At 69.1% G+C, this 23363-nt stretch carries 22 protein-coding genes and 2 pseudogenes; 4 read left to right on the top strand and 20 right to left on the bottom strand.

The window, feature by feature from the left end:
• Positions 1–271: 271 nt before the first annotated feature.
• The 4 genes from ACH34R_RS34850 to ACH34R_RS34835 form a co-directional block, all read right to left on the bottom strand.
• Positions 272–733 (bottom strand): hypothetical protein, encoded by a 462-nt coding sequence (locus ACH34R_RS34850; protein WP_397565813.1) that lies wholly within the window; start codon positions 731–733, stop codon positions 272–274.
• Between the two features lie 317 nt (positions 734–1050).
• Positions 1051–1680: a phosphatase PAP2 family protein gene (locus tag ACH34R_RS34845; protein ID WP_397565812.1), complete on the bottom strand. Its 630-nt coding sequence runs from the start codon at positions 1678–1680 to the stop codon at positions 1051–1053.
• Positions 1677–3308, bottom strand: coding sequence for an FAD-dependent oxidoreductase (locus ACH34R_RS34840; RefSeq protein ID WP_397565811.1), 1632 nt, complete (start codon positions 3306–3308; stop codon positions 1677–1679). Before ACH34R_RS34840 ends, ACH34R_RS34845 begins: the two co-directional genes overlap by 4 nt.
• Before the next feature lie 23 nt (positions 3309–3331).
• Positions 3332–3961: a TetR/AcrR family transcriptional regulator gene (locus ACH34R_RS34835; RefSeq protein WP_397565810.1), complete on the bottom strand. Its 630-nt coding sequence runs from the start codon at positions 3959–3961 to the stop codon at positions 3332–3334.
• 152 nt (positions 3962–4113) lie between these two features.
• On the opposite strand from ACH34R_RS34835, the pseudogene ACH34R_RS34830 reads away from it, so the two are divergent.
• Positions 4114–4565: pseudogene (locus tag ACH34R_RS34830) on the top strand (7-cyano-7-deazaguanine synthase).
• 94 nt (positions 4566–4659) lie between these two features.
• Here ACH34R_RS34830 and ACH34R_RS34825 read toward each other — a convergent pair.
• The 13 genes from ACH34R_RS34825 to ACH34R_RS34765 form a co-directional block, all read right to left on the bottom strand.
• Positions 4660–5574, bottom strand: coding sequence for an alpha/beta hydrolase (locus ACH34R_RS34825; RefSeq protein WP_397565809.1), 915 nt, complete (start codon positions 5572–5574; stop codon positions 4660–4662).
• A 29-nt stretch (positions 5575–5603) separates the two neighbouring features.
• Complete coding sequence (locus ACH34R_RS34820) at positions 5604–5969, bottom strand: cupin domain-containing protein (protein ID WP_397565808.1); 366 nt, start codon at positions 5967–5969, stop codon at positions 5604–5606.
• A gap of 60 nt (positions 5970–6029) precedes the next feature.
• Positions 6030–6779, bottom strand: coding sequence for an SDR family NAD(P)-dependent oxidoreductase (locus ACH34R_RS34815; protein WP_397565807.1), 750 nt, complete (start codon positions 6777–6779; stop codon positions 6030–6032).
• A gap of 11 nt (positions 6780–6790) precedes the next feature.
• Positions 6791–7678: an alpha/beta hydrolase gene (locus ACH34R_RS34810; RefSeq protein WP_397565806.1), complete on the bottom strand. Its 888-nt coding sequence runs from the start codon at positions 7676–7678 to the stop codon at positions 6791–6793.
• Between the two features lie 9 nt (positions 7679–7687).
• Positions 7688–8641, bottom strand: a complete 954-nt coding sequence (locus ACH34R_RS34805; RefSeq protein WP_397565805.1) for an ABC transporter permease — start codon at positions 8639–8641, stop codon at positions 7688–7690.
• A 100-nt stretch (positions 8642–8741) separates the two neighbouring features.
• Entirely contained in the window at positions 8742–10331 is a 1590-nt protein-coding gene (locus ACH34R_RS34800; protein ID WP_397565804.1) for a sugar ABC transporter ATP-binding protein, read from the bottom strand.
• Complete coding sequence (locus ACH34R_RS34795; protein ID WP_397565803.1) at positions 10328–11551, bottom strand: sugar ABC transporter substrate-binding protein; 1224 nt, start codon at positions 11549–11551, stop codon at positions 10328–10330. The genes ACH34R_RS34800 and ACH34R_RS34795 overlap by 4 nt, the downstream gene beginning before the upstream one ends.
• A 122-nt stretch (positions 11552–11673) precedes the next feature.
• The gene (locus ACH34R_RS34790; protein ID WP_397565802.1) at positions 11674–13074 is read right to left on the bottom strand and encodes an amidohydrolase family protein; all 1401 of its coding nucleotides are present in this window, start codon (positions 13072–13074) and stop codon (positions 11674–11676) included.
• 244 nt (positions 13075–13318) lie between these two features.
• Complete coding sequence (locus tag ACH34R_RS34785; protein WP_397565801.1) at positions 13319–13843, bottom strand: DoxX family protein; 525 nt, start codon at positions 13841–13843, stop codon at positions 13319–13321.
• A gap of 54 nt (positions 13844–13897) precedes the next feature.
• A complete protein-coding gene (locus tag ACH34R_RS34780; RefSeq protein ID WP_397565800.1) occupies positions 13898–14365 on the bottom strand; it encodes a cupin domain-containing protein in 468 nt (155 codons plus the stop codon).
• A gap of 32 nt (positions 14366–14397) precedes the next feature.
• The gene (locus tag ACH34R_RS34775) at positions 14398–15294 is read right to left on the bottom strand and encodes an intradiol ring-cleavage dioxygenase (protein WP_397565799.1); all 897 of its coding nucleotides are present in this window, start codon (positions 15292–15294) and stop codon (positions 14398–14400) included.
• A complete protein-coding gene (locus tag ACH34R_RS34770) occupies positions 15291–16379 on the bottom strand; it encodes a maleylacetate reductase (protein ID WP_397565798.1) in 1089 nt (362 codons plus the stop codon). Before ACH34R_RS34770 ends, ACH34R_RS34775 begins: the two co-directional genes overlap by 4 nt.
• Positions 16376–17020: a nuclear transport factor 2 family protein gene (locus ACH34R_RS34765; protein ID WP_397565797.1), complete on the bottom strand. Its 645-nt coding sequence runs from the start codon at positions 17018–17020 to the stop codon at positions 16376–16378. The genes ACH34R_RS34770 and ACH34R_RS34765 overlap by 4 nt, the downstream gene beginning before the upstream one ends.
• Before the next feature lie 182 nt (positions 17021–17202).
• Between ACH34R_RS34765 and ACH34R_RS34760 the strand changes: the two genes are divergently transcribed.
• Complete coding sequence (locus tag ACH34R_RS34760; RefSeq protein WP_397565796.1) at positions 17203–17952, top strand: IclR family transcriptional regulator; 750 nt, start codon at positions 17203–17205, stop codon at positions 17950–17952.
• A gap of 38 nt (positions 17953–17990) precedes the next feature.
• Here the strand turns inward: ACH34R_RS34760 and ACH34R_RS34755 are convergent, their stop codons facing one another.
• Positions 17991–19466 carry an aldehyde dehydrogenase family protein gene (locus ACH34R_RS34755; protein ID WP_397565795.1) on the bottom strand — a complete coding sequence of 492 codons (1476 nt, stop codon included), beginning with the start codon at positions 19464–19466 and terminating at the stop codon, positions 17991–17993.
• 20 nt (positions 19467–19486) lie between these two features.
• Positions 19487–20602: an NAD(P)-dependent alcohol dehydrogenase gene (locus tag ACH34R_RS34750; protein WP_397565794.1), complete on the bottom strand. Its 1116-nt coding sequence runs from the start codon at positions 20600–20602 to the stop codon at positions 19487–19489.
• Between the two features lie 308 nt (positions 20603–20910).
• On the opposite strand from ACH34R_RS34750, the pseudogene ACH34R_RS34745 reads away from it, so the two are divergent.
• Positions 20911–21066 (top strand): annotated as a pseudogene (locus tag ACH34R_RS34745) (LUD domain-containing protein); the annotation flags it as partial.
• Between the two features lie 95 nt (positions 21067–21161).
• Positions 21162–22307, top strand: a complete 1146-nt coding sequence (locus ACH34R_RS34740) for a mandelate racemase/muconate lactonizing enzyme family protein (RefSeq protein ID WP_397565793.1) — start codon at positions 21162–21164, stop codon at positions 22305–22307.
• Positions 22308–22353: 46 nt separating this feature from the next.
• Here ACH34R_RS34740 and ACH34R_RS34735 read toward each other — a convergent pair whose 3' ends face one another.
• Entirely contained in the window at positions 22354–23361 is a 1008-nt protein-coding gene (locus ACH34R_RS34735; RefSeq protein WP_397565792.1) for a dihydrodipicolinate synthase family protein, read from the bottom strand.
• Positions 23362–23363: the final 2 nt, after the last annotated feature.

Here is a 23363-nt window from a genome sequence, read left to right as displayed (position 1 = left end):
CGAGGTACCACGCGCTTTTCAACCTCGGTAGGGCGCACACCGTCGAGTGGTGGGTGCAGTAGTACAAGTAACCCACCAGGCACAGGCGCGGCCTCCTGGTCGGTGAGGTCGCTGCGCGAACATGAGCACCGCGTCTTGAGTGACGTCGTCCGAAACGTCGTCGGTACCGTAGGGTGCTTGACCATCGAGCACCACGGTCGCGCTTCCGTAGTGATGGACAGGCTGCCTTCGAGGGCGGGGGTGGCGAGCGTGATCGGCTGTGTCGGCGGGGTCAGCCGGTGCGGTAGCCCCGGCCCTGCATGGTGGGTTGTCCTGGGGTCTGGACGGACATCTCGGCGTCGGTCACGGTGTCATCTGCGCAGGATGGGTCGGACAGGGTGCTGGGAAAGGCGAACGGCCCCCAGCTGATGGTGCCGGCGGAGGGGGCCAGTTGGTAGGGCTGGGGAGGTTGGGGAGAGCCGTTCAAGAGGACGGTGGCGTCCTGTCCGTCCAGTCGGACGATCACGTCGACGGTCTCGCCGTCGGAGGATCGCAGGTATCCCTGGTATTGAGCGAACGAGTTACTGATCCACTGCTCGATGCCGGTGCCGCATCCGGCCTGCCGGTGTTCGGCCGTGGCGGCGGGAGCGGTCAGGGTCAGGGCGGATGCGGCGGTCAGAGCCACCAGGGCGGCGCGGGCGGCCAGCGGCGGCCGGTGACCGGTGGGGGGTGCTGAGGGGCGGGGCTGCTTCATCGGTACCTCCAGGGAGTGGGGGGTCGGCGTTCCTGCCGGGACCTCCCCATCGTGTACGCACAGCGGTGGATCGACTACTTTCCGAAGGGCTTCATCGCCTTACGGGCAGTACTCAGACGACGCTGAACCCACCCCACCCCATGCCTCCTAGACAGCGCACGCCGAAGCAACCAAAGGGCATATCGCGGGGGCTTTGCCCCCGATGTGTGGATACCTTGAGTGCCAGAGTATTGGCGGGCTGCGCCGAAGGCGTCGGTCGGTAGAGGACTTCGCGTCGTTCCACACGGCGATCCATAGTTGTCGTAACCGAGAGTTGATCATTTCATCGCCCTGGCGTTCTGGGGGCGTCCAGGCCATCGGGTTGTTGCTACTGCCAGGCCGAGTAGTGCGATGGCGGAGGTCCCCAGAATCGCGCCCAGCACATCGGTGAGGTAGTGCTCGCCCAGAGCCACCCTGCTGGCCATGGTGATCACTACTGCGGCTCCTTGCAGGGGGATCAAGGCGCGCAGCAGGTGGCGCGCGTACATGACGCTGATCACGATGCTGGTGACGGCGAGAGCGCTGGCGATCGTGGCGTGTCCGCTTGGATAGCTGAAGGTCCCGGAGACCGCCGGTGGCCCTGGTCGCCGGAACACGGCCTGGAGGGTGACCAGCGAGCCGCACTTCACGAGTAGGACGAAGGACAACAGTGGCGGCAGCCATGGAGTCCCTTTTCGCCACGCCTGGATCGCCACCGTGATCAGTAGGGTGAGGCCGGCCAGTACGCCGATGGCGCTGAGAACGGTGGCGAGGCGTTCCAGTGTGCTGCCGGGCACGAGGCGGATGCCGTCGAGTAGCAGGCGGTCCAGGGGCGATGGCATCTGGCGCACCAGCAGACCGGTGAGGACGAATGCCGCTGCGCAGGCCAGGCCCGCGGTGATGAGGGATCGCGGTGTGGGGGTGGTCATTTCTCGTTCCTCGCAGTGGTTCCTGTCAGGGTGGCGAGGACCTGACGCAGCATGTCGTGGGGATCAGGATGCGATTCTGGAGCGCGCCAGGCGATATAGCCGTCCGGGCGGACGAGTACCGCGCCGCCCGGCCCCAGGCCGTAGGTCTGGGGCCAACGGCCGTCGATATCCCACAGCTCCGCGTTGCCTGCAGATGGCGTGATGGCGTGATGGCGAAGCGGGATAGCGGTTGACTCGGCGATGCGCTGCGCCGCCTCCCCCCATGGCCCGTCCGCGCCGGCGGAGAGCAGGGTGAACGAGCGGTCGAAAAGGTCGATCGTGGAAATCCGGCGACCGTCGCGCTGGAGCCAGACATGGGGCGCGCGGCTGCCCGGGGAGCCGTCCAGACACGGGTGACGGCCGATCGCCGGGCCGTCGGCGCCGCCGCTCGCGTGCGAGGGGTAGCGGTAGCCGAGAGTGATCGCAGGCTCGTCGGCCAGCTCACCGGCTTGGGATCGTGGCAGTGGCCCGTGCTGAAGTGCGGTGCGCAACGCCGCCTGCTCGGCGGTCGCCCAGGCGACCGGACGACGTTCGGCCTCATAGGAGGCCAGGAGCGCCGAATCGGCCCAGCCGCCGAGCACGGCGGCGAGTTTCCACGCCAGGTTGTGGGCGGACTGCATCGCGGTGTTGGCACCGAAGCCGCCGGCGGGTGTCATCTGATGTGCCGCGTCACCGAGGAGAAAGATGCGTTCTGCACTGAACCGTTCAGCGATGCGCATCCCGGACGTCCAGGCCGTGATCTGCTCGACGGTCACCGGTAGCTCCGGCTGCCCGGTGACGTGGCGAAGCAGTTGTGTGCACCGCTCGGGTGTGAAGTCGGCGGCGCTCTGCCGCTGTGGATCGTATCCGACGCCGAGCACGGCCTGGCCTGTGTCAGGAATCGGGATGAGCACGCCACGAACCTCTGGACCGGTCAGCGCGCACAGGAAGAACTCTCGTCCGGCGATCGCGTCGGTCAGATCAGCGTGGAACAGGACACTGACCGCCGCCTCTATCAGAGCCCCTTGGCCGGTACGGGGTATACCCAGGGTCTCGCGGATGGTGCTGCGTGCGCCGTCCGCCGCCACGAGATACCGGGCACGGATCTCGTACTCGATGTCATCGCGGACGGATCGCAGCAGCGCCGTCACGCCGTCCGCGTCCGAGGTGAACGACACCAATTCCGTGCCCGGCCGTAGATCGGCGCCGGCGGTACGCGCCGCGTCGGCGAGCACCGCCTCGTACCTGCTCTGAGGGCACATGAGGAGGTCCGCGGGGCTGTACGGGCTCGGCTGCGCGCTGGGCGCGCGTGCGTCGCTGATCCAGTGAAATTCCGGATCTGCCAGCGTCCTGGCCGCCATCATCTGCCGGATGTGACCGAACCCCGCAGCGGCCGAGCGTACTCTGTCCTCCAGCCCTGCCACGCGGAACAGTTCCATCGTGCGGCTGGTCAATGCGAACGCTCGCGGTAAGGCGCCGGTGTGCTCGCGTCGTTCGGCCACCGCCACGTTGATGCCGTTGCGGGCCAGGAACAAGGCCGCGCACAACCCGGCCGGCCCACCGCCCACGACCAGAACCTCGCAGGTTTCCTGGACACGCTTGCTGGACATGGGAAACTCCTCAAAGGTATGGGTCAGGGGCACAGGCCGGCCGCGGACGGCGGGGCGAGCAACTGATGGATCTGGTCCGCCAGTGCCTGGTCGGCTTCGGGGGCGAGCACGCCGCCAAGCCGCAGGCCGAGAATGACCAGCATGATGACGGACGCGGTGGCGGCCGGATCGAGATCGGCACGGAAATCGCCTTCGCGCTGTCCCGTCGCGAGCAGATCGACCAGGAACACCCGCCAACCGGCGAGCCACGGCTCCAGCAATGCTCGCGCCGCGTTATCCCTGTCGGCGTATCGATGCAGTTCCTTGAGCACCACGACATGTTGTGGCTCTTGGCCGTCGGCGTTGGTGAGCGTGCTCAGTAACGCCCGCAACCGCTGCGCCGCCGTAACGGGCCCGTCATGGTTGATCACGGGTTGTACGATCTGCCTGCCGATCACGTCATCGAGGACGGCTCGGATCAGATCGGTCTTGCTGGGAAAGTGGTAGTGCAGACTGGCGTGGGTGATGCCCACGTGCGCCGCGACCTCCCGGGTGCGCAACTCGTCGACGCCGCGTTCCGCGATGATCGCGGATGCGGCCGCGATCAGCTCCTGCCGACGTTCCTCCGCGCGAACCCGAACCATCTTCTTCACGCCCTCCTGCTTGTCTACCAATGGTTGGCAGCGTATTCATTCAGGCTCAGATTGCCTACCATTGGTAGAGAAGCCGGGGTAACCTCAGGGAAAACCCTGACAAAGGGGTCTCGGCAACGGCCGTTCCTCCACTCGCAACCGCCCCAGCGAGCAACACCCTTGAAGGGTTCCGAATCGACCTGCGCGGCCTCAGGCCGGTCCTGTCCGGGACCGCGCTCACTGACGACCACGCGACGGTCCCGGCCGGGCACTACACCGACGATGCCATGCACGTCACCGTGGTCCCGAACCGCAACGCCCTGCTGCTGGACATCGCCGTAGCCCTGGCCATCTCCGTCAAGGCCGACACCGTCGCCTTCGGCGCGCACGCGGGCGATCACGCCATCTACCCGTCAGGGCGAGCGGTTTCCAGGTCGTCGCGCCGTTCATGGACATGACCAAAACCGACATCGTCCGGCTCGGCGCAGACCTGGGCGTCCCGTTCGCCGACACCTGGTCCTGCTACGCGGGAGAGGCGCGGCACTGCGGCCGGTGCGGTACCTGCACCGAGCGCAAGGAGGCGTTCGTCCTGGCACGAGTCCCCGGCCCCACCGACCACGAAAACCCGGAGACGCCGTGTACGTGATCGCGAAACGGTTCCCCTTCAGCGCCGGCCACCGGCTCGACCTGCTGCCCGAGGGCCACCCGAGGTCGCCGGTCGGCAGTCCTCGGGGCGCGCTTCAGCGCAGGGCTTCGGCAAGCGCTTCGGCCAGGACTCGTCGGGCGGCATGGGCCGCGTCGACGAGACCGTCAAAGTGGATGAACGGATGGACTTGGCCCTCGAAGAGGTGCACGGTGACCGGCACGCCCGCTTCCGCGAGGCGAGCGGCGTATTGCTCGCCCTCGTCGTGCAGCGGGTCGCATTCCGCCAGCACCACCGTCGCCGGTGGAACCGATGTCAGGTCGGACGCCGACAGCGGCGCGAGGCGAGCGTCACCGGGGTCGGCGTCCGGGGCGTACAGCTTGAGCAGGTACTGCATGTCGCGGGCGGTGAGGAAATACCCGTCGGCGAAATCCAGGTAGCTTTGTGTGGAGCCGACGACGATCTGGGTCACGGGGTATACCAGAGCCTGATGGCGCAGGCCGGGGCGGTTTCGGAGCGCCAGAGCCACGGCGGCGGCCAGGTTGCCGCCGGCACTGTCGCCGGCGACCGCCACCCGGTCCGGGTCGATCCTCAGCCCGCTGGTGCCGTCGAGCAGCGACTCGGTGATCGCCAGAGCATCGTCGTAAGCAGCGGGGAATGGGTGTTCGGGCGCTTTGCGATAATCGACGCTCACTACCACGGTGCCGGAATCACTGCACAACGCTCGGCACGTGTTGTCACAGAGGTCGAGATCTCCCAGCACCCATCCGCCGCCATGGAAGTACACCACCACTGGCAGGCCGTCCCGCTCAGAGGGACGGTACACACGCAGGGCCACATTGCCCTGCTCGGTGTGCACTTCGGTGTCAACGACCTGGTGAACCGCAGCCGGCTCGCCGCTGAGCGCCGCCACCAGTCGGCGGCTGTCCGAACGATTCTGCCGGGTCGTCTGGCTGTCCAGTGCCGGCACCTCACCGACGAAGTCCAGAAAGGCGCGGGCCTGTGGATGCAACGACCCCGGCAACACCTCTCCCCTTTCCGTTATGCCTCGACTACTTTGTGGTGGGTCGAACCGCCGCGGAACACCGAGAAGAGGACCGCTCCCTCGGGGTAGCTGAACGGCCCGTGCTCCACGTTCGCCGGGCCGTGCAGGCAGTCCCCTGGGTGCAGGGCACGACCGTCGACGATCTGCACACCTTCGAGGACGACACTGGAGTGCTCGCTCTCGTGGGTGTGTGCGGGCTCGACGTAGCCCGGCGGGAACTTGATGAGCATGTTGATGATCTCGCGCTCGGCGTCCGTGTACATGATCTTGACCTGAACCCCTTCCCCGAGGTTCAGCAGATCGACGTCATCGGTCCACTCGGTCTGCCACCGGTGGCCGATGACCAGGTCGCTGTTCGCCATGCTGTCTCCCTCGTTCGATGGATGGGGTGGTTTCTCGCAAGCGTGCGCCGGGTGGCCGGCTCACATCGTCTTCATCATGCCGCCGTCGACGACGATCTCGGCGCCGCTCATGTTCGCGACCCTTCCCGAGGCCAGGAAGACCACCAGGGCCGCGATCTCCTCGGGCTCGGCGAGCTTCCCGGTCGACAACCCCATGACATCGGCGAAGCGGTCCTGGAAGTCCTCCAGCGAGGAGCCGGCGTTCCGCGCGAGCGCCTCTCCGGCGCCACCCGGCTGCGTCCAGATGTCGGTCCAGACGGGTCCCGGCGAGATCGTGTTGACTCGCACCCCGCGTCCGCCGAATTCCTCCGCGAGGGCTTTCCCCAGGTTGAGCAGCGCGGCCTTGGCAGCCGAGTACGCCACGAGCCGCGGGACGGCCAGACGGGCGTTGACCGAGCCGATGTTGACGATGGCGCCCCGACTGGCGAGCAGGGCCGGCATCGCCGCCCGCGTCGCCCGCACCGCCGAGAAGAACGTGGCCTCGAAGGTCGACTGCCAGGCCGCGTCGTCCAGGTCGAGAAGACCGCCCGCCGGGTGCGATGTGCCGGCGACGTTGTTGACGAGGAGGTCGATGGAACCGAACTCGTCCATGGCGTGGTCGACCAGTGCCTGGGCGCCGGTGCTGGTGGCGAGGTCGACCTGCAGCACGTGAGGCGTGACGGCCCGCAGGTCATCGGTCAGCGTTCTCGCCCCCGCGACGACCTTGTACCCCTCGTCAGCCAGCGCTCGGCTGATGGCCAGCCCGATCCCCCGGCCGGCCCCCGTCACCACTGCGATACGCGTCATTTCGTTCCGCCGTTCTTGAGTTGGTCGTGATGAAGCACGTGCGTGGACGCGCCCGCGACTTCGGGAGAAGGCCGGGTGCCGCGATCCAGCGCGAGCAGCAGCTCGCGCGCGAACTCGCCCGGGTGCGTCAGGAAGCCGACGTGTCCCCCCGGCAGGTCCACGACCTCCAGCCCGAACCGAGCGCCCAGCACCTCGTTGGGTCGGTAGCAGACCTGCTGCTTAGACTCCCGGCCTCCGACGAGCACGAGACGATCTGCTCCTCTCGCGAGCGCCTCGACATCGGGCAGGACTTTCGTGTACTGGCGCAACTCACGCTCGAACCAGTACGTCACGTTCGCCGCCACCTTGCTGCCGTTGTTCGGGTCCATCGCCTTCTGCATCATGTCGATCTCGCTGCCGTGGGCGATCCGGTTCGCGAAATGCTCAAGTGCCACGTGGATGCCCGCCGCCCGATAGAGGTCGTACACCTCCTCGAAGAAGGAGACCCACTCCTCGCCGTCGGGCAGCAGGCGCACCGCCGGCGGTTCATGCGCGATCGTCGTCGCCACCACGTCGGGATGACGGACGTGGACCTCGAGAGCCACGACGGCGCCGGAGCTGTTGCCGAAGATCGTCGCAGGCCCGTCCGCCAGGTGCTCGACGAGGTGACTGACGTCGTCGGCGTCCGTGGCCAACCGTCGTGCGTAGTCCTGGCGACCGTGGAGCCGGCTTCGGGAGAAGCCGCGCCGGTCGTAGGTGGCCACGCGGTAGCGCGAGGCCAGCTCATCTGCGACGGCGTCGAAGATGTCGCCGTCGCCTCCCGAGGCCGGAACCATCACGAACAGCGGACCGTTGCCCCTTACCTGGTAGTGCAGGCGGGCGCCGGGTACGTCGAGAGTGCTCATCGTTCCTCCTCAGGAACCTAGTTCTGCGGTGCCGGTGCGACGGCGACGGAACTGCGCCGAGAGGCTGACGGCGACGATGACGGCCCCGCCGTTGAGAACGTCGGTGACCCAGGGCTCGACGCCCATGATGGCGAGCCCCGACACGGCGACACCGACGAAGAAGAGCGCGATGATCGTGCCGGGCACGTTGTAGGTTCCGGGCCGGATCGTGGTCGCACCCAGGAACACCGCTGCGAGCGGCGGCAGGATGTACGAGATGCCGCCGACAGAGGGATTTCCGTTGCCCTGGCTCGCCACCTGGAGCACGCCCGCGACGCCGGCCAGGAGTCCGGCGAGGACGAAGCTCGACGCCACCACGCGCCGCACGGGCATTCCGTTGAGCCGCGCCGCGACCTCGTTCGCGCCCGTGGCTTCGAGCGTGCGGCCGAAGGCCGTGTGGCGGAAGAACACGTTCACCGCGACGGCGATGCCGGCCATGATCAGGAAGAGCACCGGGACCTGGGCGAACGCGGTTCGGCTGAGGTCGGTCAACGTCGGCGAGAGGTTCTCGCTGATCGGTACTCCGCCGGTGTAGGCCTGGACGAATCCGCCGAGGACGATGCTCACGCCCAGTGTGGTGATGATCGAGTTGACACCCAGGTAAGCGATGATCACCCCGTTGATGAGGCCGATCAGTGAGCCGACCGCGATGGACACCAGGATGGCCCAGACGAGGTCGAGGTCGTATCTCGACATGCACGCCGCGGTCATGATCGAGCAAACACCGACATTGGCTCCGACCGAGATGTCGAACCGCCCCGCGACCAGGGGGAACATCAAGGCCATGGCCGCCACCGCCAGGGCCGCCTGGGAGATCGCGATGGCGCGCCAGTTGGCAGGGGTGTTGAAGGTACCGGGCAGGCTGAACGAGAAGTACAGGATCAACACCACCAGCAGCACCGGCAGGCCGAACTTCTCGAGCATGTCGGCGCTGACCAGCTTGCCGTGCTTCCGCGACCTGATCCGAGTGCCGCCAGTGCCGCCAGTGCCGCCCGTCACCTTGATGCCGTCGGCGGCGGTGAGTTCAGTCTTCGGGGTCATCGGTGGTCGTCCCTCGCATCAGCACCTGTTCCGTCAGGTTGTGTTGGTCGATCTGGTCGCCGCTGAGCTCGGTCGCCACTCGCCCGCCGGCGAGTACGAGGACCCGATCGCAAAGGTCGGCCAGTTCTTCGAAGTCCGAGCTCACCACGACGACCGCCATCCCGGCGGTCGCGGACTCGCGGATGATCTCGTAGGCGTCGGCGCGCGCGCCGACGTCGACGCCCTGGGTCGGCTCGTCCAGCAGCAGTAGCCGCGGGGACCGGCTCAGCCACCGAGCGAGCACGACCTTCTGCTGGTTTCCGCCGGAGAGGGTGGAGATCGGCGCCTCCCACGAGCCGGCTTTCACCCGAAGGCGCGACATGGCGGCGATGGCGTCGCGGCTCTCCGCCTTCTTGCGGACCCATCCGAACCGTCGGTACCGGCTCAGGCTGGGCGCGGAGAAGTTCGACCTCACGCTCAGACCGGCGAAGACCGCGTCGGCCCGGTCCTCGGGGATGTAGGCGATTCCGCTTCGCATCGCGGTGCTGATGGACCCTGTGGCGTGCTCGCCGCCGGGCAGCTCGACCTTTCCTCGCGTGGGCTTGAGGTCGCCGAACAGCACTTTGAGGACTTCGGTCCGACCGGACCCGAGGAGGCCGGCAAGCCCCAGGATCTCGCCGGCGCGGACTTCCATCGTGACCCCCCGCAGCGGGCCGACCGCGACGTCCGTGAGCCGCGCCCGTACCACGCCCGTCCTGGCCGGCCGCTCGGCCTTGCCCACTCGTTCGAGTTTCGAGCCGACGATCAGCTCGACGATGTCGGACTGCGTCAGCTCCGCACGGGGTCTTGAGGCTACGACCTGGCCGTCCCGCAGCACCGTGATCGTGTCGGCCACGGCCTGGACCTCGTCCAGGCGATGGCTGACGAAGATGACGGCCAGCCCTTCGGCGGCCGACCGCCGGGCCGCCCGGAGCAGGATCTGCGCCTCCTCCTCGGGCAGCGAGGCGGTGGGCTCGTCGAGCACGAGTACCGACACCGACTGCGTGTCGCGGCCGGTCGCCCGCTCCTGCAGCGCCCTGGCGATGGCGACCATCGTCCGGTCCGCCGGACGCAGGTCCCCCAGCAGTTGTCCGGGCTCGGCCTCGATGTGGAACCGCTCGATCAGCCGCGCGGCGTTTCTGCTCAGGGCCGCCCAGTTCACCAGTCCGCCACGGGTCTCGTAGCGGTGGCCCAGCGCGAGGTTCTCGGCCACGCTGAGGGTGGGAAAGACGCCTGGATCCTGGTGTACGAACCGCAAGCCCTGCCGGTGGGACCAGGCGGGCGTGACGTGGTCGGCGGCCGTTGACTCGCCCGCGACGACGATCCTGCCGCCCGGGTCCCCCGGCTGGATCCCGGCAAGGGTCTTGATCAGGGTCGACTTCCCGGACCCGTTCCCACCAAGGAGGGCGTGCACCTGGCCCGGCGCGAACTGGAGCGAGACATCGCGCAACGCTCTGGTCGCCTTGAATGTCTTCGACAGCCTGACGACCTCGACGCCGGGCCTGGCCGCTTCTTCGGGTGCGAGCGTCGTCGGTGCTCGAAATGGCGGGTTCATTGGGCGTTCGTACCGTTCCAAACGTTGCGGTAGGCCGACCTGAAGTCGTAGCTCGGCTCGAAGGCCGCACCGCTCTCGGGCAGGTTGTGGTCCTGGTCGACGTACTGCCAGCCCATCCCCTGGCTGGGCAGCGACTCGCGCGGCTCACCCGCCAGCAGCCGGTTCAGGGTGTCGGCAAGACCCCAGTAGATCCAGCCGTAGGACAGGGCCGTCGCGCTGGTCTGGCGCCCCTCCCTGATCAGGCCGAGATTGGGAGTCAGTCCCTCACCGCCGGCGATCAGCAGGTCGGTACGGCCCGACTCGCGGATCACCGAGTCCAGTCCCAGCGCCATGATGCCGTCGATGCTGCTGCTGACGGTGTCCACCTCGGGGCGGCTCAGCAGCGCCGACCGCCACTGCTGCACCGCCGGGTTGGGCACCTGCGGCCAGGTGAATGCCTGCTGGTTGAGGGTGCACCCCTTGCACTTCTTCATCTCGGTAGCGAAGCCGGCGCCCTGGGCGGCCTGGATCTTCTCGCTGCGCTCGAAATAGTCGAGGACGTTGGCGTGCCCGTTGGTCGTGGCGATGATGTGGGTGGCGCGCGCGGCTCCCCACATCTTGTAGAACTCGGCGGCGTCGGTGGTGCCCCGCAGATTCAGCGTCGCCGCGAACCCGGGCTTGTCCGTCCCGCCGTAGGCGGGGCTGTCGCAGTCGATGGACCCGGCCGCGACGACCGGGACGTCGGCGGCACGCGCGTCGAGCAACGCGGTCTTGATCCCCGGACAATCGTAGTAGGAGATGGCGATCCCGTCGACGCCTGCGGCGATGGCCTGTCTGATCTTGGTGGAGGCGATCGTCGGGTCCGACTTGCCGTCGTGGATCGACACGTTCCAGCCGAGCTCCTTTCCGGCCTCGTCGAACGCCTTACCCTGCGCCACACAGGCCGACGACTGCTGGTTGCAGGAGATGTACCAGACGTCCTTGCCAGGCACGGCCTTGGGGCCCTCGGAGGGCGGCGGCTGGAAATCGCCCTTGTAGCCGCGTTCGACCGCGGCTTTCGCGTCCGCCACCAGCCGGGCGTCGGCACTTTCCGGAGCTTGCGTGCCGAGCGCGGGCCCGCTCCCCGACGCGCCCGTCGTGGAGCACGCCGTCCCGGTGGCGGCGATCACGAACGTGATCAGCACCGCCGTTCCCCGACGCGCGACGAGTCGCTTGTTGCTCTGGTACTTCTCTTGCTTCATTGCCGTTCCTTAGGGGTACAGCCGCTTCTCCGGTGTAGCTGGATCCGAGAGGTCGAACCGGTCATATGCCGCAGACGGGTGGTCGCCGATGGCCGCCGTGCCCATCCCGGCGGCGGTCTTCGTCAGAACTCGGCCACGAGCGGCACGGGCATCCAGTGGCCCCCGAGGGCGGCGTCGTTGATGCCGGCGTCGGTGGACGCCTGCTCCAGAAGGTGGTCCCGGGTCGCGATCGCGAGCCTGCGGATCTCGCGGATGTCCTGGCCGACGAGCCGTCCGTGACGCTTGACGATCTCGCCGCGCACCATGACCGTGTCCACCAACGCCGTGTGGGCGGAGTTCACCACTGCGCCGGCCGGATGGTTGAGGGGGGTCATCGCCAGGTCGTCGGTCCGGATCATGATCAGGTCGGCGTCCTTGCCCGGTGTCAGGCTTCCGGTGCGGGCCTCCAGCCCGCAGGCCCGGGCCCCCTCGATGGTCGCGAACTCCAGCACGTCCTGACACGTCAGAGCCAGGCCCCGCTGCTCGACGGCGTTGCTCCTGGTCGCGTTGTCCAGGGCCCGCTCGATGCTGATGGTGGCCTTCATGGCGTGGAACATGCTGCCGCCGGTGGCGGGGCAGACATCGATGGACAGGCTGGGCCGGATCCCCGCGCGGATCAGCCGCCCGGTCGCCGGCCAGCCGTGACCCTGGGTGGCCTCGCCGTCCGCCGCGACAGAAGCGGTGCCGCCGGAGTCGGCCATCATCTTCAGCTCGTCGTCGCTCAGGGTGTTGCAGTGGAGGTACGTGATGTCGTCGGCGAGGAGCCCGTGATCCCGCATCTTCGCCACCGGGCCGTGCTTGCCCCACTCGCCGTCCCCGACGTGGATGCTGAAGCGCAGACCCAGCTCACGGCCCAGCTTCCAGTCCTGGAGAGCGATCTCGGGCGTGCTGTATTGGAAGACCCGCGGCCCGAACATCATGGTGACCAGTTGGTCCTCGGAGCTGAAGTGCTCCGCGCGCACTCTCACCACGTCGCGGTCGTGGGGTACGGGGCTGGGTACCTGCTGGTACATGGCCGGTCCGCCGCCGTGGGTGAAGATCGCCCGCATTCCGGAGTCGCGCAGCGCCTGGACGGCGGCGTCGGCATGCTCGGGGGTGCTCAGGTTGTGCGACCAGTCGACCAAGGTCGTGATGCCCGAGTCGAGCGCCTCGACCGCGCCGATCAGTGTTCCGGCGTAGGTGTCCTGGGGACGGTAGTGCGCGCTGAATCCGCGGTGGATGCCGGTGAAGTACTGTCCCAGGCTCCAGTCCGACGCGATGTGGCGCAGGGGCGCCTGCCAGGTGTGCCGGTGGGTGTCGACGAACCCCGGCATGACGATCATGTCGCCGGCGTCGATGACCTCCGCGTCGCCGACGGACTCGCCGATCCCGGGGGCGACGGCGGCGATCACTCCGTCCTCGACCACGACGTCCGCAGCGGCGAACTGCCCCAACTGGGGGTCAAGGGTCAGCACCGCGCCGCCGCGGATCACGACTCGGTTCATCGAGACCATCGCCCCTCTGCGGCCGGGCCGACACCCTGGATGCGGGAGCGGAGATGGTGAAATTCGCAGGTCAACATCGGCTTTCTGCTTTCAGTGTGCGTGTGTGCAGGAGTCTGAGAAGGCTAGAACCGTGTCGCAGGTCACTACAACAGGGCTTTGCCACTGAGCGGCACGTCGCAAGGGCAGCCGAGGCACACCGGCCGGCGACGGCCCAGTACGCGACGACGTCCCTCCGGACGACCGGTCAGGCGCGATCCGCGCTGGTGAACCGCAGCATCCGCAGCACAGGGCCCGCCGCGGCAAGGGTCGCCACCGCGGCGGCCAGGAGCAGGCAGACCAACGACTCGGTGGCCGATGGCTCGGACCACGGCGCGTCCAGTGCGCGGTCCAGCGCGAAGCCGCCGCCACCGGACGCGCTCAGGCCGAGCGCCAGAAGTGCCAGCACGAGGGGATACTCCCCTCCACCGCGGGCGTTCCACCAGTTGCCGGACAGCCGCGTCTGCGACGCGGCGGCGACCAGGAGGGTGCCGGCGGCGATGGCGCAGGCCAGCGGGGTGGCCAGTCCGATGAGCAGCAGCAGGGCCGACACGCTCTCCAACACCGCGGCGAGGACCACCATCGGACCCGCTGGGACCTGCCCCAACCGCGCGAAGATCGGCTTGGCCCCGGCAAGTCCCGGGCCTTGGAACCACCCGAAGGTCTTCTGCGCAGCGTGCGCCCCCAGGACGAGGGACAACACCAGACGCAGGAAAAGGATCTGAACGTCCACCCGACTTCTCCATCTTTCTCGCCGCCGAGCCACGCCCGCGGCACTCTCGCCGTCCTAGACCCGCAGGCCGTACCTGCTCCTCAGATCGTCGATCCACTCGTCCACGTACGAGATCCCCCAGTCCGCGGCGACGTCGGCCGCCGGGCGACCGCTCGCGGCCATCTCGTGCCAGTACTGCTCGAACCGGCCCGGTGAGGTGATCTCGAGCATGGTCGCCGGGGCGTCCGTGGGGTTCCAGTTCGCGTGGGGCACCCGGCGTGGCCTGACGCTGACGGCGCCCGCGCCCCCGACGAACTCGCTGTCCCCCACGCGGAAGCCGATCTCCCCGCTCAGCACGATCGCCACCTGGTCCTCCGACGTGTGCTCGTGTGGCCGCACCAGATACCGGGCCGGGAGCACCTGCTCGACGACGCAGTACGCACCGTCGACCCAGTCCGCGCTCACCCGGAACAGCGTGTCGATCCCGCCGAAGTCGAGCCGGGCGCCTTGCCCGGGCTCCAAGAAGCGCCCGATTCCGGTCATGTCCTCGTCTCCCCGCAGAGCCGGCCCGCAGCTCATGTCGCGTCGTCGTCCTTGCCGAGTACGACGTCGAACTCGGCCTGCACCCATCCGCCCTCCTGGATCGAGCCGTCCGGCGCGCGTCCCCCCGCGTGGCGGACGAAGTCGACGACGAGACTCTCCTTGACCCCGAATACGGCGTCGCTCGCCAGATGCGGACCGTCCGCGACGAAGATGTGGGTGGTCAATGCGCGGTAGCCGGGCGCCGTCACCAGGTAGTGGATGTGCGCGGGCCGCATGGGCGACCGGGCCGTCGCCCGCAGCAGCGCGCCCACCGGCCCGTCCGCGGGTATCGGGTACGGCGAGGGGAAGATGCACCAGAAGCGGTAGCGCCCCTCCTGGTCGGAGAACAGGTGAGCCCGGCCTCCGCAACGCTCGTCAGCGTATTGCACGTCGTAGAAGCCGTCCTCGTCGGCCTCCCAGATCTCGATCCGGGCGCCGGCCACCGGCCGTCCATCGGTGCCGGTGACCCGCCCCTGCACGTAACACGGTGTGCCCTGGAGGTCACCGGCGATGCTGCCGCCGAGCGGGACCTCGGGGCTGCCTTCCACGAAGAAGGGCCCGAACACGGTGGACTGCGTGGCGGCTCCCCGCACCGGGGAGTTGATCCCGACGGTCAGCGTCGACAGGCCCAGGACGTCGGACAGCAGGATGAACTCCTGCCGGGTGTCGGTGCAGATCCGGCCGGTCTCGGTGAGGTACCGGATCGCGTACCGCCACTCGTCCTCGGTCAGTCGCACGTCTCGCGCGAAAGCGTGCAGATGCCGCACGAGGGACGCCATGAGCTGGCGGAGACGCTCGGACTCCGTCCGGTCGAAGCTGCGGACGACCTCCTCGGTCACCGCCCGCTCTCGTGCCGCCTGCTCGATCTGGTCGGTCGGGCTCGTCCTCATGTACGCCTCCTTCCCGCGAATGCCGACTCAAGAATCGCGCGCACGTCTGCTCGCGAGACGGCCCGGACGTTGTCGAGCGGCAAGACCCCGGCCACCGCGTCCACCGCCGCCTCGAAGTCGGCCGGGTGCAGACCTGCCGACTCCAGCGTGGGGGTCAGGCGCAGCCGGTCGTAGAGGGCCCGCAGCCCCACCCCGGCATCCGCGGCGGCGAGACTCGCCGCCAGGTCCGCCATCCGGGCCGGCAGCGCGGGGGCGTTGAACTCGATCACCGCCGGCAGGATCGCCGCGTGCAGCTCCGCATGCGCGAGGTCGAACCTGCCGCCCAGCACGTGACAGATCTTGTGGTGCAGGCCCGAACCCGCGACGCCGAAGGCCGTCCCGGCGAGGTGCGCCCCGTAGAGCAGTTCGTCCGGTCGTCGGGTCGCGCCGGCCGCCATCTTGTCGAGTCCTTCGCGAAGGGCCTTGACCCCTTCCAACGCGACGATACGGATGAGCGGGCTGCTCGCCGGCGCGGACAGCGCCTCGACGCAGTGGGCCATCGCGTTCAGCGACGAGGTCGCCGCGAGACGGGCCGGCAACCCGTCGAGGAGGCCGGGGTCGTAGACCACGGTCCTGGGCAGCACGTCGAGGGACCGGCCGGTCCGCTTCGTGGACCCGCTCGTGATTCCCCACACCGGGGTCATCTCTGATCCGGCATAGGTCGTGGGCACGGCCAGGACCGGGAGCCGGGAGGTCAGCGCGACGGCCTTCGCGGTGCCGGTCGTCGAGCCTCCGCCGATGGCCAGCAGGCCGTCGGCTCTCGCGTCGGCCGCTAGCTCGCGCGCCCGCGTGGCCACCTCCGCCGGGACGTGTGGTCGAACACCGTCGAAGCTCGCCGCGACGCGCCCGCCGAGCGGTGCGATCAAGTCCGGCGCGACCTCGGCCGCGCCGGCGTCCGCGATCACGACGATCCTCTCCAGGCCCAGTCGCTCGACCTCTGGCAGGAGGTCCGCCGCGGAGCCCCTGCCGAAGACGACCCGAGTCGACGGCAGCTCCTGGACGAACGAGAGCCGGGTGGCCGATGCCGGCAGGGCGTCGCCGGTCACAGCGGGACGCCTGGACGGTCCGACCCCTGTAGCCAGGCTTCACCCTCGGCGTAGAGCCTGGTCACCGCGCTGCCGGTCAAGCCGGGCAGTCCGGGCTTCACCGTGAACCCGGCCTCGGACTGCATGTAGGCCAGGTGCCGGTAGCCGACCGGGAACCGGCTCAGGCGGGTCGGGTCCAGATCCAGGGTCGCGGCGGGATCCAGGGGGTCGATGCGGTCATGTTCGTAGATCGGCTGCCGGCGCACGATCTTCCACGCGTCGCCCAGGCGTGCCATGAAGTCGTAGAAGCGCCCGTGGCACACCACGTCCGCCTCGACCTCGTGCACGTACGCCCGCTGAGTGATCGTCATCTTGGTCTGCGCGATCGCGCGCGCCCCGACGACGTCCACGGAGCTGCCGCCCAGGAAGTGACTGATCCGCACTCCCTTCTCGAACCCTGTCCGGCTGACCTCGATGAACTCTCGTGCCGGCCCCTGGAACCACGTCGCCGTCATGTAGCCGTCGGGGTGCCACAGCGTCCCGAACCGCTCCCAGTCTCCGGCGTCGCGCCAGACCGCCCAGCGAGCGATGACCTGCTCGATGGCCAGTACGTCCTGGAGGTCGGACGACTCGACCGCCCGCTCCCGCATCTCACGCGCCATGTTCTCTTTCCGCCTCTGACCGACGACACATTCGCCTGTGCTCACAGCAGCGGATCGATCCATCCGCCCGCTCAGCCAGCGAAGTTACGCGACCGGCCGGCTCACCGCCCACCCCTTGGTGCCGCTCAGTGGCAAGCTGCGTAAGATGGCCCGACATTGTCCGCCGGACGAAGGAGCGAGCCATGGCCGGCAACACCGGCTCACCCGGAGCCTCGCTGGCGGGCCGGCTGTTCGCGGTCCTCGGGAGCTTCACGATGGCGCGGCCGGACCTGAGCCTGACCGAGATCGCGCGAGCCACGGGACTGCCGATCAGCACGACTCGCCGCCTCATCGGAGAGCTCGTCGCGTGGGGCGCCCTGGAGCGGACGCCCGAGGACCGCTACCGGATCGGGATGCGCCTGTGGGCGGTCGGCACCCTGGCCCCGCAACGGCGAGGGCTGTCCGACTCGGCGCTGCCGTACATGAACGACCTGTTCCTCGCCACGCGCGAGGCCGTCCAGTTGGTCGTCCTGGACGGCACTGAGGCGCTGTGCGTCGAGAAGGTGTCGGGTACCACCGCGGTACGGAACGAGACCCAGGTGGGCGGTCGCCTGCCTCTTCACGCCACGGCGGTCGGCAAGTGCCTGCTCGCGTGGTCTCCGCCCGACCTGCTGGCCCAGGTCATCGAGGGGGGCCTGGACCGGCGCACGATGTACACCATCACCGAGCCCGGCAGGCTGCACCGCCACCTTCGCCAGGTGCGCGCCCGGGGAGTGGCGTACTCACGCGAGGAGATGACCCTGGGAGCGGTGTCCGTGGCCGCGCCCATCCTCACCGGGCAGGGGCGCCTGCACGGGGCCCTGGGCATTGTGGTCCGCTCCGCGAAGCGGCTCGACAACCTCGCCGCCGCGGTCCTGACCTCAAGCGTGACCATCTCGCGCCAGATCGCTTGACATCGCTTTGACGCGGTCACCGCTCCGGTCTCCGAGCCTCAGTGGCCTGATCCGCCGGCCGCGTCGCTCTGCGTGATGTGCTTGGCCTCCAGGAAATCGTCCATGCCGGAGAAGCCGTTGAGACGCCCGAGGCCGCTTTGCTTGTACCCGCCCTCTTCGAACTCGTCGTGAACCACCGCCCACTCGTTGATCCACACGGTCCCGGCCCGGAGCCTTCGAGCCACCCGCAGGGGCTGGTCCAGGTCGCGGGACCACACGCTCGCGGCGAGACCGTAGTCGGAGTCGTTCGCGAGCCTGACGGCCTCGTCCTCGGTGGAGAAGGTCTGCAGCGTGAGGACCGGACCGAACGTCTCCTCCTGAACGATCGGTAGCTTGGGGTCGTCGATTTCGAGCAGCGTCGGCCGGTAGAACGCCCCGCGGGACAGGGGACCTTCGGTCACCGGACCCCCGCGCACGAGGACCCGCGCGCCCGAGTCGATCGCCTCGCGCACGACCGCGTCGACCCGTTCGACGTCCTGCGGCTTCATCAGCGGTCCCATGCCGCTGGACGGATCGGCGGCGGGACCGACCTCGACCTTGCCGAGCCTGGCCGTCATGCGCTCGCGGACCTGGTCGGCGATGCTTTCATGGACCAGCAGTCGCGAGCCCGCCATGCAGAACTGACCCGCGAACGTGGTGATCGCCTTCTCCAGGACGGGCTCGGCGGCGTCCAGATCGGCGGTCTCGAACAGGATCATCGGGCTCTTGCCGCCCAGTTCGAGAGAGCAGCGCTTGAGGCGCTCGGCCGCGGCCGTCGCGATGGCCCGCCCGGTCCGCGTGCCACCGGTGAAGCTGATGACGGGGACCTGCGGCGAGTCGACCAGCGCGGCCCCTCCCTCGCGGTCGCTGTTCACGGCGTTGAAGACGCCGTCCGGGAGCCCGTCGGCCCGGTGCAGTACCTCCGCGAAGAACGAGTTGACCAGCGCGGTCTCCTCGGGGAACTTCACCACCACCGTCGTGCCGGCCGCCAACGCCGGCCCCAGCGAGCGAACGGACAGAATGAGGGGTGAGTTGAACGGCACGATGACGCCCGCCACGCCGACCGGTTCGCGCAGCAGGATCGAAGTGCGCCCCTCGCCCATGTCCGCCGACCGGCCCTGGGCGGTGAGGGCCATGGCCGCCCACCAGCGTAGTTTGGGCGAGATCATGCCCACCTCGAAGGCGGCCTCGCCCCGGACCTTGCCGTTCTCCAGCGCCAGCATCTCGATGAGCTGCGAGCTGTGCTGTTCCACGAGGTCGGCCATGCTGTTCAGCACCTTGTGGCGGAGCCGGCGGTTCTGCTTCCAGTCCGATTCCTCGAACGCCCGCACCGCGGCGTCGATCGCCGTCTGCGTGAGGACCTTGTCGGCGTAGGCGAAGTGCCCCAGCTCACCGCCTGTTGCGGGGTCATGGCTCGGACGGTGGTCGGGAGAGTCGACCCACTGGCCGTCGATCAGGTTGAGGGCCACTGGGCGCGGCCGGATTACCCCGGACATTCGTGTGCTCCTTGGTCGTTTCACGAGTGCTGCTCGGGCATGCGCAGCACCGGCTTGATCGTCGATCCGCTCTCCATGTCGGCGGCTGCCTGGTTGATCTGGTCGAAGTCGTAGTAGGTCACGATGCGATCCATGGGGAACAGACCGCGACGGTGCAGTTCGATCAAGGACGGGATGAAGAGCTGCGGGACGGCGTCTCCTTGGATGACGCCACGTATGGTCCGTCCGTTGAGGATCGTGTTGAGATCCACCGATGCGGTGGTCCCGGTCGGCGGTGCCCCGAGCAGGACGAGGGTGCCGTCCATGGCGAGGGCCGCGACCGCGCCGGAGATGGCATCGGGAGAGGCGCTTGTGTCTATGGCGTAGGACACGCCGGCAGGACAGATGTCCGCAATCTGGTCATACACAGCGCCGTCGCGAGGATCCAATGTGCAGGTCGCCCCGAGTTCGCGCGCCAGACGCCGGCGGCCGGGGTCGGGATCCACGACGATCAGGTGGCTGAGTCCGAGTCGCGCGGCGATCATGAGGGCGGCGAACCCGACACTTCCACAGCCGACGATGAGCAGGGACGAACCGGGAGCCGGGCGCAGGACGTTCACGACCGCCCCTGCCCCCGTCTGCATGCCGCAGGCGAGGGGCGCCATTGCCGCAAGAGGCACACCGTCAGGGACGGGGACCAGGTTGGAGGGCCGCGTGAGTGCGTGACCAGCGAATGACGACTGCTGGAAGATGTGTCCGTGGACCGGGCCGGCCGATCGCGGGTCCCGCAGGGCGGTGCTCCCGTCTCGTCGCAGGCCGCCGAAGGACAGCGCGAAGCCGTGCGCGCAGTACTGAGGCCGCGCCGCCAGGCACGCCGCGCACTGGTCGCAGCGCGGGTAGGACAAGATGACCCGCTGGCCGGGCCGAAAGGACGAGATCGCCGATCCCACCTCTTCAACGACCCCCACGCCCTCGTGCCCGGCAACGACCGGGAGCGGTACGGGGTACGTCTGGTCGCGGATGTGCAGGTCGGTCCTGCACATCCCCGAGGCCGTGATTCGCACGAGCACCTCGTCGTGGCGCGGCGCTTCCAGATCGAGGCTCTCGATGACGAAAGCGCCGCCGGGCCGGGCGACCACTGCCGCACGCACCTGCATGGCGTTGCCCACCCCCCTTTCTGCCCTTCTGCCGGACGCCGCAGACAGCGCGGCGAAAGCAAAAGGCTATGCCGAGTGCGCGCGGTTGCCCACGAACGATTGCTGCTCAGTGGCAGAGACACGCACCCTCTGCGGTGCCGATACCCAGTCGAACCGCCGGCATCGCGGCCCGGAGGCCACCGAGGGGCAGGCCCCTGGAGTGGTGGAAGTGGTCGGGATGCGGCCGAACAGCTTGGAGAGCCCGATCACGTCCTCGGCCTCGGTGATGAGCACGCCGTGGCACCGGCGGACTCCCCACACGATGGCCGTCTCCAGCCCGCCCCCTGACCTGGATCAGCGGCCCGTCCGCGACCAGCGACATCGAACTCACTCGGGTTCAGGGCGTGCACGGCCACCGCGCCCTCGACGTCATCATCATCGGCGGCTCACCGGGGACAGGAATCCAGGGCGAATGCACCCCATGAATTCATTCCATTAATTTATGATATTTCGTCATTCGTGTTATTCTGGCGCGTCGCCATAAAGAAATAGGTATGAATTCATTCTGTGGGGGTAATCCATGAACTCGCTGGTCATCGAGCGGGTGGAGACCTTTGTCGTGGAATTGCCCGCGATCCGGTCGTTCAGTATCTCGGGTGGCAGCGTCACCACCCCGGGCCGGCCCGCGGAACGCGTCCTGGTGAAGGTGACCGCCGGTGGGATCATCGGATGGGGTGAGGCGACGCCGACTCCCGCGTGGACCTACGAGACCACCGAGTCGATCTCGACGACGATTCACCACTACCTCGCCCCGGCCCTGGTCGGCCGGGCCGCGTGGGATTTCGACGGGGCCGGCGCGGCCTTCGAGAAGGTGATCAACCGGGGGCTGACGATCGGCTCCCCCATCGCCAAGTCGGCGCTCGACATGGCACTGCACGACCTGATCGGCCGGGCGCTCGGGGTGCCCGTCGGGGTGCTGTGGGGGCAGCGCAGGCTCGACCGGATCAGGCTGGGCTGGATCGTCGCCGGTCAGACCGCCGACGAGGTGCGGCGAGCGGTCGAGGAGGGCCGCGAGCACGGCTACGGGGCGTACAAGGTGAAGGTGGGGCTGCACGACGAGGCGACGGACTTCTCCGTGGTGGCGGCGGTCAGGCGGGCCGCGCCGGACGCGCCCGTCTGGGTGGACGCCAACCAGGCGTACACCGTGGACGGCGCGTTGCGCATGGCCCGCCGGCTGGCCGACCTGGACGTGTCGGCGTTCGAGCAGCCGCTGCCCGCCAACGACATCACCGGCCTGCGGCGGCTACGCGACCACAGCCCGCTGCCGGTGGCCCTGGACGAGAGCCTGCGGCACCCGTCGGACCTGGCCACGTTCGTGAAGCTCGATGCGGTGGACATCGCCATCGCGAAGGTGCAGCGGTCGGGCGGTCTCACGTTGTCGCGCCGTCTGTGCCAGCTCGCCGAGGACGCCGGGCTGCGGGTCATGGGGTCGGGGCTGACCGACACCGACCTCGGGTTCGCCGCGTCGCTGCACCTGTTCGCGGCGTTCGGCGTGGACACGCCGGTGGACCTGAACGGCAGGCAGTTCGTGCGGTCGGCGTACGTCGGGGGAAACACGGTGGAGGTCGTGGACGGCACGGCGCTGGTGCCGTCGGGGCCCGGCCTGGGGGTCGAGGTGGACGAGGAGGCCGTCGGCTCCCTGGCCACCGCCCGCTGGGCCACCTGACTCCGCACGGGGCGGGAGGGCCGGGCGGCCCTCCCGCCCCGGCGGGTCAGCGGAGCCAGTCGTCCAGGTGGGCGGCCACGAAGTCGTCGTCCACCAGCCACCGGTACGCCGCCCGCACTCGGGCGATCTCCTGCGCCTGCCCTGGCGACAGGGTCTCCTCCGGGTCCAGGCACCATGTCCCGGCGAGCAGCCCCTGCCCGCGCAGCACCTCGTGGACGCCGGCGATGCACCCGCGGAAGCCGCCCGCCACGTCGAAGACGGCGCCGTTGGCGTCGGTGAGATCGGCGGCGCGGGCCAGCAGCGAGCGCAGGGCCGCCTCGTCCCCGGCCCGCGCCCGCCGCACCTCCTCGAACATGAGCACGGCCGCGTGAGTCCACACCGCCCACTGGCCGAGCAGCCCGCCGACGACGTGGACACCGGCGAAGGAGGTGAGCAGGTCGCCCAGGATGTTGTCGTCGTTGCCCGTGTAGAGGGCGAGGTCGCCGGCGCGGCCGGACTCGGCGACCGCCCTGGCCACGTCCACGGTGCGGTAGCGGTCGAACGGCGCCGTCTTGATCGCCACGACGGACTCCTGCCCGCTGAGTTCCCGCCAGAAGGCCGGGCTCAGCCGGCGTCCCCCGACCGCCTCCTGCAGGTAGAAGCCGATGACGGGCAGCACCTCGCCGACGGCCTTCGCCCGCTCCAGCAGCTCCGGCTCGGTCGCACCGGGCAGGGCGGGTGACAGCAGCACCGCGTGGTAGCCGAGCGAGGCGGCCAGCTCGGCCTCGGCGACGGCCTGGGCGGTACCGCCGCAGGCCCCGGCCACCAGCACGAAGGGCCGCCCGGCCTCCTTGGCCACCACCTCGGCGGAGATCTCCAGCACGGGCCGGAGCAGCCCGGCCTCGCGGATGGCGAACTGCGTGGTGTGCACGGCGACGGCCGCCCCACCGGCCCCGGCGGCGAGGTAGTAGCGGGTGAGCGCGCGCTGGCGGCGCTCGTCGAGCGCACGCCCGCCGGTGAGCGCCAGCGGGTGGGCGGGGATGACCGTCCCCTCCCTGAGCAGGTCGATCGACATCG

Origin of the sequence: Spongiactinospora sp. 9N601 (genome assembly GCF_044326295.1) — a bacterium.
Taxonomy (GTDB): domain Bacteria; phylum Actinomycetota; class Actinomycetes; order Streptosporangiales; family Streptosporangiaceae; genus Spongiactinospora; species Spongiactinospora gelatinilytica.
The sequence above is the reverse complement of the archived record's forward strand: the minus strand, read 5'-3'. Positions and strand labels throughout refer to the sequence as shown.